Source organism: Kitasatospora sp. DSM 101779, assembly GCF_025655475.1.
GTDB lineage: Bacteria > Actinomycetota > Actinomycetes > Streptomycetales > Streptomycetaceae > Kitasatospora.
On record NZ_JAHTIK010000001.1, the window covers coordinates 2,028,737 to 2,041,193 of the forward strand.

Annotated in this window: 11 protein-coding genes; 3 read left to right on the top strand and 8 right to left on the bottom strand. The window is 75.4% G+C overall.

All coding sequences use genetic code 11. From position 1 onward, the window contains the following. Window positions 1-44: 44 nt before the first annotated feature. Window positions 45-1,412 carry a diaminobutyrate--2-oxoglutarate transaminase family protein gene (locus tag KSNIM_RS09410; RefSeq protein ID WP_263107885.1) on the bottom strand — a complete coding sequence of 456 codons (1,368 nt, stop codon included), beginning with the start codon at window positions 1,410-1,412 and terminating at the stop codon, window positions 45-47. 373 nt (window positions 1,413-1,785) lie between these two features. Between KSNIM_RS09410 and KSNIM_RS09415 the strand changes: the two genes are divergently transcribed. Further along, on the top strand, window positions 1,786-2,388 hold the full coding sequence (locus KSNIM_RS09415) for a class I SAM-dependent methyltransferase (protein ID WP_263102768.1): 603 nt from the start codon (window positions 1,786-1,788) through the stop codon (window positions 2,386-2,388). Here the strand turns inward: KSNIM_RS09415 and KSNIM_RS09420 are convergent, their stop codons facing one another. Together KSNIM_RS09420 and KSNIM_RS09425 are read right to left on the bottom strand one after the other, a co-directional pair. Then, window positions 2,389-3,087: a response regulator gene (locus tag KSNIM_RS09420; protein ID WP_263102769.1), complete on the bottom strand. Its 699-nt coding sequence runs from the start codon at window positions 3,085-3,087 to the stop codon at window positions 2,389-2,391. Next, window positions 3,084-4,745, bottom strand: coding sequence for a sensor histidine kinase (locus KSNIM_RS09425; RefSeq protein WP_263102770.1), 1,662 nt, complete (start codon window positions 4,743-4,745; stop codon window positions 3,084-3,086). The genes KSNIM_RS09420 and KSNIM_RS09425 overlap by 4 nt, the downstream gene beginning before the upstream one ends. 153 nt (window positions 4,746-4,898) lie before the next feature. On the opposite strand from KSNIM_RS09425, the gene KSNIM_RS09430 reads away from it, so the two are divergent. Then, window positions 4,899-6,263: a cation:dicarboxylate symporter family transporter gene (locus tag KSNIM_RS09430; RefSeq protein WP_263102771.1), complete on the top strand. Its 1,365-nt coding sequence runs from the start codon at window positions 4,899-4,901 to the stop codon at window positions 6,261-6,263. An 84-nt stretch (window positions 6,264-6,347) separates the two neighbouring features. On the opposite strand, the gene KSNIM_RS09435 is transcribed toward KSNIM_RS09430, so the two are convergent. Further along, window positions 6,348-7,277 carry a hypothetical protein gene (locus KSNIM_RS09435; RefSeq protein ID WP_263102772.1) on the bottom strand — a complete coding sequence of 310 codons (930 nt, stop codon included), beginning with the start codon at window positions 7,275-7,277 and terminating at the stop codon, window positions 6,348-6,350. Window positions 7,278-7,504: 227 nt separating this feature from the next. Here KSNIM_RS09435 and KSNIM_RS09440 point away from each other — a divergent pair, with 227 nt between their 5' ends. Further along, a complete protein-coding gene (locus KSNIM_RS09440; protein WP_263102773.1) occupies window positions 7,505-7,948 on the top strand; it encodes a MarR family winged helix-turn-helix transcriptional regulator in 444 nt (147 codons plus the stop codon). Window positions 7,949-8,016: 68 nt separating this feature from the next. On the opposite strand, the gene KSNIM_RS09445 is transcribed toward KSNIM_RS09440, so the two are convergent. From KSNIM_RS09445 to KSNIM_RS09460, 4 genes are all read right to left on the bottom strand, one after another. Further along, window positions 8,017-8,940, bottom strand: a complete 924-nt coding sequence (locus KSNIM_RS09445) for a ScbA/BarX family gamma-butyrolactone biosynthesis protein (RefSeq protein WP_263102774.1) — start codon at window positions 8,938-8,940, stop codon at window positions 8,017-8,019. 280 nt (window positions 8,941-9,220) lie between these two features. After that, window positions 9,221-10,318, bottom strand: a complete 1,098-nt coding sequence (locus KSNIM_RS09450; protein ID WP_263102775.1) for a 3-oxoacyl-ACP synthase III family protein — start codon at window positions 10,316-10,318, stop codon at window positions 9,221-9,223. Window positions 10,319-10,471: 153 nt separating this feature from the next. Then, window positions 10,472-11,152 (bottom strand): HAD family hydrolase, encoded by a 681-nt coding sequence (locus KSNIM_RS09455; RefSeq protein ID WP_263102776.1) that lies wholly within the window; start codon window positions 11,150-11,152, stop codon window positions 10,472-10,474. An 89-nt stretch (window positions 11,153-11,241) separates the two neighbouring features. Next, the gene (locus KSNIM_RS09460) at window positions 11,242-12,351 is read right to left on the bottom strand and encodes a ScbA/BarX family gamma-butyrolactone biosynthesis protein (RefSeq protein WP_263102777.1); all 1,110 of its coding nucleotides are present in this window, start codon (window positions 12,349-12,351) and stop codon (window positions 11,242-11,244) included. Window positions 12,352-12,457: the final 106 nt, after the last annotated feature.

The window sequence follows — 12,457 nt, forward strand, 5'->3', positions numbered from 1 at the left end:
GCCGGCCCTGCCGCCGGAGAGGGCGTCGGAGCCGGCCGGGGGTCTCACGGCTGCGCCCGGGAGGCGGCCTCGACGGCGTCGGCGAGCCGGTCGAGGACGGCCTCGGCCTGTTCGTCGGTGATGGTGAGCGGTGGCAGCAGGCGGAGCACCGCGCCGTGGCGGCCGCCGAGTTCGACGATCAGGCCGCGCTGCAGGCAGGCCTCGCGGACCCGGACGGCGAGCGCCGGATCGGCGGGCAGGGCGCCGCAACTGTCGGGAGTGCCGGCCGGGTCGACGAGTTCGACGCCGAGCATCAGGCCGCGGCCGCGGACGTCGCCGATCACCGGGAGGCGGCTCTGCAGGCCGGCGAGCCGGGCGGCCATCCGCGCGCCGACCGTCCGGGAGCGCTCGACCAGGCCCTGCGCGGCGACGTGCCGCAGGGTGGCGGCACCGGCCGCCATGGCGAGGGTGTTGCCGCGGAAGGTACCGGTGTGCGCACCGGGCCGCCAGCCGTCGTACTCCTCGCGGTAGACGACGGCGGCGAGCGGGAGGCTGCCGCCGATGGCCTTGGAGAGGACGATCGCGTCCGGCTCGATCCCGCTGTGCTCGACCGCCCACATGGCGCCGGTGCGGCCGACGCCGGTCTGCACCTCGTCGACGATCAGCGGGATGCCGCGGTCGGCGGTGATCCGGCGCATGGTCCGCAGCCAGTCGTCCGGCGCCGGAACGACCCCGCCCTCGCCCTGGACGGCCTCCAGGATCATCGCGGCGGGGGCGGTGACCCCGCCGGCCGGGTCGTCGAGCAGTCGCTCGGTGTAGGCGGCGGACAGCTCGGTGCCGCGCTCGCCGCCGACCCCGAACGGGCAGCGGTACGGGTACGGGTAGGGCAGCCGGGTGACCTCGCCGCCGCCGGGCAGCGGGGCCTTGACGGCGACCGAGCCGGTGACGGCGAGCGCCCCGGCCGTCATGCCGTGGTAGGCGCCGGTGAAGGCGAGGGCCCCGCTGCGGCCGGTGGCGGTCTGCATCAGCTTCAGGGCGGCCTCGACGGCGTCGGTGCCGGCCGGGCCGCAGAAGTGCACCTTGGCCCGCGCGGCGAAGGCGGGCGGCAGTGCCTCGAACAGGGCAGTGGTGAAGTCGTCCTTCTCGGCACTGGCGATGTCGAGCAGGTGGAGCGGGGCGCCGCCGTCGAGGGTGCGGCGGATGGCCTCCAGCACCACGGGGTGGTTGTGGCCGAGGACGAGGGTGCCGGCCCCGCTGAGGCAGTCGAGGTAGCGCCGTCCGTCGGCCCCCTCCACGGTCATGCCGTTGGCCCTGACCGGCACGATCGGGAAGGACCGGGCGTAGGTGCGGGCGGCGGACTCGCGGATGCGCTGGCGGCGCAGGATGGCGTCACCGGCCGGGGCGGCGGTGTCGACGGTGGGGCTCACGGGCAGGCTCTCCTCGCGAAGTTAGGTAAGCCTAACTTTACTGGCTGGAGCCGCTCCGCCGCCGCCGGATCGGACATTTCCGCCCGAATTTCGCCCGGGCAAGGCTCCGCCCTGCCCCAACGAGCCGACCGCCGAAAGGTCACGGCCGCCCCGAGGCGCCGTTGCCCCGTCCGGCCGGCGCCGGCGCGGTGCGCCCGGCCGCCCTGCGGTGGGCGGGGGCGGCCGAGCGCGATCCCGACACGGCGCCGAGGACCGGTCACTGGTTCCACTTGACCGATTAATGCACTTCTATCAAGGCGGAAAAGGCATATTTGGCGCAATCTCATGAATCGATTGAGGTCGAGGGGCGGACGGTTGACCGGCCGTTAGACTGCGCGGCATGACCGAGGACGATCGTGCGGAGCGGGCACGCACCCGGGACTTCTTCGCGGTCCGCGCGGGCGGGTGGGACGCCAAGTTCCCCGACGACGGACCGCGGTACGCCGCGGCGATCGCCGAACTGGCACCCGGCGAGGGCGCGTTCGTGGTCGACGCCGGGTGCGGCACGGGCCGGGCGCTGCCGCTGCTGCGGGAAGCCGTCGGGTCCCGGGGCACCGTGCTCGGGGTGGACCTGACCCCGGAGATGCTGGCCGTGGCCTCGGCCCACCGCGCCGCGGCGGTGCTGGTGCAGGCCGACTGCGCCCGGCTGCCGCTGCGCGACGCGGTGGTCGACCTGGTGTTCGGCGCCGGCCTGATCTCCCACCTGCCCGGCCCCGCCGAGGGCCTGCGCGAACTCGCCCGGGTGACCCGGCCGGGCGGCCGCCTCGCGCTCTACCACCCGATCGGGCGGGCCGCGCTCGCCGCCCGGCACGGCCGCGCACTCACCCCGGACGACCTGCGCGCCGAGCCCAACCTCCGTCCGCTGCTGGCCGCGAACGGCTGGCGGGCGGTCTCGTACACCGACACCGACGAGCGTTTCCTCGCCGTCGCCGAGCGGGTCTGATCAGGCGCGCCAGCGGTAGCAGAGTTCGGGCCGGCCGACCTGGCCGTACTGCGGCTCACGGACGGCGAGTCCGGTGTCGACGAGGTGCTCCAGGTAGCGGCGGGCGGTGATCCGGGAGACCCCGGCGGCGGCGCCCGCCGCCGCGGCGGAGAGCCCGGCGTCGGCGGCCCGCAGCACCCCGGCCACGGTCTCCAGCGTGGGCGCGCTCAACCCCTTGGGCAGCGCGGACCGTTCGGGGGTGCGGAGCAGGGCGAACGCCTGGTCGACCTCGTCCTGGCCGACGGCCTCGCCGGGCCGGCCCAGGCTGGCCCGGTAGCGGGCGTAGCGGTCGAGTCGTTCGCGCAGCGCCGCGCTGCTGAACGGCTTGAGCAGGTACTGGACGACACCGGCCGACACCGCCTGGCGGACCATCGCCAGGTCCCGGGCGGAGGTGACGGCGATGACGTCGGTGGTGTGGCCGGCCGCCCGCAGGGTGCGGCAGAGCTGCAGCCCGTGGCCGTCCGGCAGGTAGAGGTCGAGCAGGGCCAGGTCGACGGGGGTGCCGGCGGTCCGGGCCCGTTCCAGGGCGCGCAGCGCCCCGGCGCAGCTGTGGGCGGTGGCGGCCACCCGGAAGCCGGGGGTGCGGGTGACGTAGAGGCCGTGGGCGTCGGCGGCCACCGGGTCGTCCTCGACCACCAGCACGGAGATCTCGGCGGTCACCGGGCGGCCTCCCGCTGGAGCGGCAGCCGGACGGTGAGCACGGCGCCGCGGTCGCGGCCGACCTCGACGGTGCCGCCGTTGCGCCGGGCGGTCTGGGCCACCAGCGCGAGGCCGAGACCGCGGCCGTGCTGTTTGGTCGTCCAGCCGCGGCGGAACACCTCGCCGACGGCGCCGGCGTCGATGCCGGCGCCGGAGTCGGCCACCCGGAGCAGCAGGTGGCCGTCGTCGACCCGGGCCATGACGGTGACCTCGGGCGGGCCGGGGTGCTCGGCGGCGTTCTCGATCGCCGCGTCGACGGCGTTGTCGATCAGGTTGCCGAGCACGGTGACCAGGTCGCGCGGGGCGAGGTCGGGCGGCAGCACGCCGTCGTCGATCCGGCTGTCCTCGGTGAGTACGAGGTCGACGCCGCGTTCGGCGGCCTGCGAGGCCTTGCCCAGCAGCAGGGCGGCGAGCACCGGTTCGCCGACCGCGCCGACGACCTTGTCGGTGAGCCGCTGGGCGAGCTCGAGTTCGGCGGTGGCGAAGTCCACCGCGTCCTGGTGGCGGCCGAGTTCGACCAGCGAGACCACGGCGTGCAGTCGGTTGGCGGCCTCGTGGGCCTGTGCGCCCAGGGCGTCGGCGAAGCCCCGGACGCTGTCCAGTTCGCCGGTGAGGGACTGGAGTTCGGTGTGGTCGCGGAGGGTGAGCACGCTGCCGAGGCCGGTACCGATCGGCGAGGTGTTGAGCACCACGACCCGCTCCGCCGTCAGGTGCACCTCGTCGTGGGCCGGTTCCGGTCCGAGCACGGCCCGCACCAGCGACTCGGGCAGGCCGAGCGCGTCGAACGGCAGGCCCTCCACCTCGCCCTGCAGGCCGAGGAGTTCGCGGGCGGCGTCGTTGCAGAGCACCACCCGGTGCGTCCGGTCGAGCAGGACGAGCCCCTCGCGCACCGAGTGCAGGGTGGCCTGGTGGTAGTCGTACAGGTGGCTGAGTTCGGCGGCTCCCATGCCGTGGGTGTGCCGGCGCAGCCGGGCGTTGGCCAGGTAGGACCCGGCGCCGCCGAGCGCGAGGGCGCCCGCGGCGACGCCGACCAGCGCGAGCAGCGGGCCGCGCAGCCGGGCGCTGATCGATTCCAGGGTGATGCCGGAGCTGACCAGGCCGACCACCCGGCCGTGTCCGTCGAGGATCGGGGTGACCACCCGGACGGACGGGCCGAGGGTGCCAGTGTACGTCTCGCTGGTGGTGCGGCCGGCGAGCGCGCCGGCGATGTGGCCGAGGAAGGGCCGGCCGATCTGTGCCGGGTCGCGGTGCGCCCAGCGGATGCCGTGGGTGTCCATGACGGTGACGAAGTCCACGCCGGCGTCGCGGCGGACCCGCTCGGCGTAGGGCTGCAGCACGGCGGTCGGGTCCGGGCCGGTGGCGGCCTCGGCGACGGCCGGTGCGTCGGCGACGGCCCGGGCGGCGGCGGTGACCTGGCGGACGGCCGCCTCGTGGGTGCGGTGCTCGGTGAAGAGGTAGGCCAGGACGGCGCCGCCGGCGACCACCGCGGCCACGATCACCACCTGCACGGCGAAGAGCTGCCCGGCGAGACTGCGCAGCGGTCGGCGCGCGGGACGGTCCCCCGGGGCCGGTCGGGCCGGCGGGGCCGTGCGGGCCGGACGGCCTGGGCGGATGCGCATACCGGACAGTGTGCACGGTCCTGCCCCGGCGGCGGCACCGCCGGGTGTGAACTCTATGAACGCAAACGTGACCCCCGTCACTCCGGCGCCCATAGTCTTCACCGGCCCTCCCCCCCGGGGCCGTCAGGGACAGCAGGGCGAAGGAGCCGTGGAATGTCGAGCGCAGGAGCAGTCCGCCGCAGAGTCGACCGTACGCACTACCTCTACCTGGCGGTGATCGCGGCGGTGGCCGCGGGCATCGTCGTCGGTCTCGCCGCGCCGGACGCGGCGGTGGAGTTGAAGCCGATCGGCACGGGCTTCGTCAATCTGATCAAGATGATGATCAGCCCGGTGATCTTCTGCACCATCGTGCTCGGCATCGGCTCGGTCACCAAGGCCGCCAAGGTCGGCCGGGTCGGCGGGCTGGCGCTCGGCTACTTCCTGGTGATGTCCACCGTCGCGCTGGGCATCGGCCTGCTGGTGGGCAACCTGATCGAGCCCGGCGCGGGGCTGCACCTCACCAGCGCCCTCGCGAAGTCCGGGCACGCCCAGGCCGCGGCGGGCGAGGCCACCGGGACGGCCGACTTCCTGCTCGGCATCATCCCGACCACCCTCTTCTCCGCCCTCACCGAGGGCAAGGTGCTGCAGACCCTGCTGGTCGCGCTGCTGGCCGGCTTCGCCCTGCAGGCGATGGGCCCGGTCGGGGCACCGGTGCTGCGCGGGGTCGAGCACCTCCAGCGGCTGGTCTTCCGCATCATGTCGATGATCATGTGGGTGGCTCCGATCGGCGCCTTCGGCGCCATCGCGGCGGTGGTCGGCGCCACCGGCACGGCCGCGCTGAAGAGCCTCGCCATGATCATGGTCGGCTTCTACCTGACCTGCGCGCTGTTCGTCGCCGTGGTGCTCGGGCTGCTGCTGCGGCTGGTCGCCGGGGTCAACGTGTTCTCGCTGCTGCGCTACCTCGGCCGGGAGTTCCTGCTGATCCTGTCGACCTCGTCCTCGGAGAGCGCGCTGCCCCGGCTGATCGCCAAGATGGAGCACCTCGGCGTCAGCCGTCCGGTGGTCGGCATCACCGTGCCGACCGGCTACAGCTTCAACCTGGACGGCACCGCCATCTACCTCACCATGGCCTCCATCTTCATCTCGGAGGCCCTCGACAAGCCGATGTCGCTGGGCCAGCAGCTCTCGCTGCTGCTCTTCATGGTGATCGCCAGCAAGGGCGCCGCCGGTGTCACCGGCGCCGGTCTGGCGACGCTGGCGGGCGGCCTGCAGTCGCACCGGCCGGAGCTGGTCGACGGCGTCGGCCTGATCGTCGGCATCGACCGCTTCATGTCGGAGGCCCGGGCGCTCACCAACTTCGCCGGCAACGCGGTGGCCACCGTGCTGATCGGCCACTGGACGGGCGAGCTCGACCGCGAGCGGCTCGGTCTCGTCCTGGCGGGCACCCTGCCGTTCGACGAGTCCGCGCTCGCCGACCCGCACACCGGCACCGTTCCCGCGCAGCCGCAGCCGCCGGCGGTGGAGACCACCAAGGCCTGAGCGGCTGCCGCCGCTCCACCGGCGCCCCCCGGCTCCCCGGGGGGCGCCGCCGTGCGTGCGCCGGGGCCGTCCGCGCCGCCGGCGTCAGGCCTCGGCGGTGCCGCTGACCGCCCAGGCCAGGCCGGTGGCCGGGTCCTCCAGTGCGAGGTGCAGGTACCAGAGCTCGTCGCGGGGCTCCGACCAGGCGAGGCAACGTAGCCGGGCGACCAGCGCGTTGACCTCCTTCGCGACCGGCCGGACGCTGCCGGCCATGGCGGCGAGCAGGTGCCAGACGGCGAGGCGGCCGTGGGCGGTGCCGAGCCGGGGCGTACCGGAGGCCGCCTGGACGAGGGCCGGATAGGCGGCGGAGAACGGCAGGTGGCCGGCCAGCACGCGGCGGCCCGGGGCGAGCCGGGCGGCGGCGTCGGGGGCGGTGCCCTGGACGCAGACGGCGGTGAGCCACGGCGCGAGCGAGGCCGACAGCCGGGCCCCGGCGAAGCCGGCGACCGGCCGGCCGCCCGTCGGGAGGTCGAGGCGGACGAGGTCCTCGCGGGTGTCGGGCAGCGCGAACAGGGCCCGCCGGGCGCCGCCCGCGGGCAGGTAGTCGCGCACCCGGACGCCCTCCTCCCAGCCGGCCTGCTCCCAGGGTTCCAGCGCGAACGGCACGCCCTCCGGGTCGGCCTCGGCCCGGCCGGCGACCTCCTCGCCGAGCAGGGCGCGGGTGTGGGCGACCAGCCGCCGCACCGGTGCGGGTTCCAGCAGCGGGGCCAGTCGGCGCCAGGAGTGCCGGGTGGCGAGGACCTCCCAGAGCGGCCCGGCGTCGTGGTCGTGCTCGCCGGCGGCGGCGTGCGGGCCGCCGTCGCGGTCGAAGAGCCGGGCGGCGTGCTCCGGCGGCGCCGCGTACGCGACGAGGTGCCCGATCGGGCCGGCCGTGCGGGGGGAGGTCCCGTGCAGCCGGCGGAACAGTCCGAGCAGTTCCGGCCAGCGGCCTGCCGCCGCCAGCTCCCCCGCCTGCCGCTCCACGTACGTGATCATTCCGCCAATGTACGTCCGCGTCCCGTCCGCGGGCCGCCGGGTGACGGTGTGTCGGACTGGCCCCGCCCGGGCGGACGGGGCGCCCCGGCCCGCCGGTGACCGGCCCGGACGCGGGCACCGCGGGGCACCGCGCGGCAGCCCCGGAACGGACCGACCGCGCGGTACGGTACCGCCTCCACGACACGCAGGCTTCATACAGACCTAAGATGCCTGATATACAGGGACGCATGACGATGCCTATCGACCAGCGCCTCGGCCACCACATCAAGCGCGCCGAGCAGGAGCTGATCGCGGCCAAGCATGCGGCACTGCGCCCGTTCAAGCTCAGCACCCCGCAGTACACCGTGCTGCTGGTGCTGTCGGAGGAGCCCGGGCTGTCCGGGGCGGCACTGGCCCGGCGCTGCCTGGTCACCCCGCAGACGATGTCCTCCGTGCTGGGCACCCTGGAGGGACGCGGGCTCGTCGAGCGCAAGCCGCACCCGATCCACCAGCACATCCTGGAGGCCCGGCTGACCAGGAGCGGCCGCACCCTGCTGGCCAAGGCCGACCAGGCGGCGATGGCGGTGGAGCAGGCCCTCGACGCGGAGTTCGACGCCGAGGAGCGCGAGCGACTGCTGGCCCTGCTGGGCCGCGCCACGGCGGCGCTGGCGAACGCGCCGACCGGGGCCTGACGCACCCCGCCCCCGCTGCCCGCCCGCCGGCGCCGTCCGGTGGCACCGGCAGTGGACCGGACGGCGGGTCAGCCGGTCGGGCAGACCCGGAGGCTGCCGTGCGCCACCGCCTCGCCGCCCTGCTCCATGACGACCTCGACCGAGGTCCCGTGCACCGAGGCGGCGCCCGCCTCGGCCCGGACCAGGCAGGGTTCGCCGAACTCGACGTACCGGTGGAAGGACGCCGAGAGCCCGGTGACCAGCGGGGCGGGCCGGCCGGTGGCCAGGCAGGCGGCCTGCCGCATCGCCTCCACCAGCACCATGCCGGGCACGTGGTCGACCTCGTGGTCGAACAGCACCGGATGGCTGCGCTCCGAGCGGACCTGCCAGACCTGCGGCTCCGCGGTGGGCGCGAGCACCACGTCGGCGGCGCGGTCGCGGCCGACCAGCGGCGGCGGCACGGGCAGCGGCGGCAGCGGCCGTTCGAGCGCGGCCGCCAACCGGCCGCCGCGCAACCTGCGGTAGGCGTCCGGGCTGGTGCAGCTGAGCGCTCCTGTGGCGGTGCCGAGCGCCCGGCCGTCGCGCAGCACGTGCACCCGGATCCGCATGCCGGCGAGGCCCGTGCCGCGCCGGCGGACGTCCTCGCAGGTGGCCATGAGCGAGAGGTTGGCGGGCGTGCCGGTGAAGGCGAGCGCGGCCGGGTCGGCCTCGAAGGCGACGTCCCACATGAGGAAGTGCCGGTCGAGCGGAACGCCGAAGGCGGTGTGCGCGACGACCAGGCCGGCCTGGCGGACCGTCTCCGCCATCAGGACGGGGTCGTACCAGCGGTCGGCGACCGGCAGGTAGAAGCCGTGGCCGCGGGGCCATTGGGCGCCGAGGAGGAAGTCCAGGTCGCCGACCGGCCGGCAGTCCGTCAGGAGCACCTCCGACACCGCGGCCCGGTGCACGAGCGCACGGTCGACCGTGCGGGCGAACAGCACATCCTCCGGACGCACATCCAGTATCTGGGACACCGTACAAATCCCCCTTCGGGTGTTCACCGGGTGTCCCCAATCCTACAGACCAACCGGTTTGTTTTCGAAGGGGATTTCGACTCGGACCCATCGGTTTTGACATCCCTTTACTGAACAGCGACGGACCGTCAGAAACCCGTCACCGGCCGCTCGCCGGTACGCCGCCCGGGCGGCACCCGGACGTGGTGCGGCCCTCCGCGGGGGCTCCCGGACGCGGCGGAGCCGCGGGGCGCGGCCCGTCCTTCCGGGCATGCGCACCGCGGCTCGCCGCCGGCACCGCTCACCGCAGGGCGGCCCCGGAGAGCAGCCCCCAGGAGGCGAGCCGGTCGGCCGCCTCGTCCTCGGCCCGGTACACCGGCTCGCCGAGCGGGCCGGCCGGCTGGTCCAGGGCCCAGCGCAGCAGCGCGGCCCCGATGTTCATCCCGCCGCCGAACCCGGCCAGCAGCACCAGGTCGCCGCGTTCCAGTCCGCCGCGGCGGTGCACCGTGTCGAGGGTGACCGCCACCGAGGCGGCGCCGGTGTTGGCGTGCCGGTCGACCGTCAGGTGCATCGTGGCGCCGGGCAGTCCGAGCTCCGGCCAGACCTGGTTCAGCATCACCCCGTTCGCCTGGTGCGGCACGAAGTGCCGCACCTCGCGGGCGGGCACCCCGGCCCGCCGGAGCAGGGTGGAGACCGCACCGGGCAGCGCCTCGTGGACGAAGCCGCGCACCGCCCGCCCGTCCATCCGGAACCAGTGCCCGCCCTCGGCGACCGTCTCCGCCGAGGCCGGCCGGCGGCTGCCGCCGGCCGCGACGCCGATCAGCCGGTGCTGGTCGCCGCGGCCCTGCAGCAGCGTCTGCACCACCCCGAGGCCGGCCGGGACGGGCCCGAGCACGGCGGCGCCGGCACCGTCGCCGAACAGCACGGCCGTCTTCCGGTCCTCGCGGTCGAGGATCCGGGAGTAGATGTCCGCACCGATCACCAGTCCGTACGGGGCGGCCGGATCGGTGCCGCCGCGGAGCATCTGGGTGCCGACGGCCAGCCCGTACACGAAGCCGCTGCAGACGGCGTTGACGTCGAAGGCGGCGGCCCGGCGGGCGCCGATCAGGTGCTGCACGATGCTGGCGGTGGCGGGCTGCGGGTGGTCCGGGGTGGACGTCGCGACCACCACGAAGGCGAGCCGGTCGGCCGTCACCCCGGCCTGCCGCAGCGCTCTGCGGGCCGCCTCGGCGGCCAGGTCGGAGGTGGCCTCGTGCGGGGCGGCGCGATGCCGCCGGCCGATGCCCGTCCGCTCCTCGATCCAGTCCGCGGTCACGCCCGCCCCGGCCGCGACCTCCTCGTTGCTGACGACCTCCGCGGGCACGTACGAGCCGGTGCCCACGATGCCGATCGGTGTCATGGTCCCCTCCTGTCGTCGGTGCGGGCCTGTCGCCGCGCGGTACGGCCCCGGACGGGTGCCGTCCGCGCCGCTCCCCCGGGCCCGCCGGGCGGGGGTGCACAGCGCGTGCTGGGGAACGTGTTCAAAGGGCGGTCGGGTAGCTGATTCAGGTGCCTAGACCGCCGCCCGCACCGGTTCGGCGGGCAGCAGCCGCTGCCAGCCGGCGAGTTCGGCGTGGGCGGTGAGCACCGGGTCGTCGCCGACCGCCACCGGTCGGCCCACCGTGGCCAGCAGCGGAATGTCGCTGGAGTGGTCCCCGTAGGCGGCGCAGCGGGCGAGGTCCAGGCCGCGGACGCCGGCGACCGCCGAGGCGACCCGGCCCTTGACCTCGCCGATCACCGGGACGACCACCTCCCCGGTGAGCCGGCCGCCCCGGACCACCGGCCGCGTGCCGACCGTCCAGTCCGCCCGCAGCTGGGCGGCGATCGGGTCGAGGCAGGCGAAGAACGAGCCGGAGACCAGGACGAGGGCGTCTCCGGCCGCCCGGTGGCGCTCGGCCGCGGCGACCGTCTCCGGTACGAACAGGTCGTCCTCGACGGAGCGTTCGAACCAGGCCTCGCCGGCCGCGGCGAGCCGCTCGGCGCTCTCCCCCGCGTACAGCCGGTAGTAGGCGCGGTTGACGGCCTGCCGGGGCGTGCCGGCCGCGGCGGCCGCCCTGAGGTCGGCGGTGAGCCGGGCGAAGGTGCCCTCCGGCTCACCGCGGCGGCGCAGGTAGAACTCCAGGAAGTGGAACATGCTCTTGACCCGGACGAGGGTCTCGTCCACGTCGAAGAACGCGGCGGCGGTGCTGGGCATCGGTCTCCCCCTGCTGTGCTGTCGGTCGGTCACGGGACCGGGCGGAACCGGGCGGTGTGCCCGGGCCCGCCGGGTACGCGTACAGCCTGCTAGCCGCGGATGCGTGCCAGCGAGAGGACGAATCGGGCGATCGACTCGCCGTTCTGGCGGGCGTCCACCACGACCGGCAGCTGGGTGACCGCGGCGCCGGGCTCGGCCTCGTCCAGGTCGAGCGGGCCGCCCTGGGTGTAGTACGCGTGCTCGCCGGCCTCCGCGCCGAGCGGCTTCTCGTCGCCGAGGGTCGCCGTCAGCACGGTCCGCGGCTCCAGTTCGCCGAACCGGGCGAAGGTGACCGCCAGGTCGACCGGGAAGGTCTTGGCGGCGGACAGCCCGCGGGTGTCGAGTGCGGTGAACAGGGCGAGCTGGCGGGCGGCCTCGGCGAGCACCATCCCCGGCAGGTGGTCCTGCGGGTGGTCGAACATGCTCGGGTTGCCGGCGGGTATCCGCAGCACCGCGGTGGCGGCGCCGTCGGCGAGCTGCGGGTCGAGCAGCACCACGTTGCGCGGGTCGGCGCGGCCGACCAGGTGCGGGGCGGCCGGCAGGCCGGGCTCACCCGAGCCGCCGGTCTGCGGCGGCAGCACCGAGGTGCTGGGCAGCGCGGCGCCGTCGCGGTTGCGCAGGCGCATCTCCCGGTAGCCGGCCGGGTCGCGGAATCGCAGGCCGACGCCGGCCCAGCCGATCACGGTGCCGTCCACGGTGAGGTCGACGCGGTGGTCGAGCCCGGTGACCCGGCCCTCGCGGACCCGACGGTCCGTCACCGTCACCTTGAGCACCAGGTCGAGCGGGCTGTCGCCGATGGTCAGCAGCTGGGGCCGGATCAGGTGGATCCGCAGGAAGGTCAGGATGAACTTGTGGTCGGTCGGGATGCCGTGGAACATGTGCGCCCCGGCCAGGGTGGCCTGCCGCGCGGCCTCCAGCAGCAGCACCGGGTCGTGGGTGCCGGGCCGGAGCAGGTGGTCGCCGTAGTAGGCGTGCGAGCGGGGCAGCTGGGCGGCGGCGGTGTAGTGGCCGTCCTCGTCCCCGCGCAGGTCGGTGACGAAGACCTCGCCGACGGCGTCCCGGTGGACCAGTCCGCGGTCCAGGGTGGTGGACCAGGACAGCGGGACGGCCTCGGCCGGGTGCCGCGGTGCCTCGACGGGGGCGAGCGGTGCGGTGGTCATGCGGTTCCTCCTCGTTGCTCCTCGGATGCGGTCCAGGGGTCGGCCTGGCACCGGTGCGGCGGGCACCCGGGCTCCAGGTGCGCGCGGCGGGCGGGCCCGCCGGGGC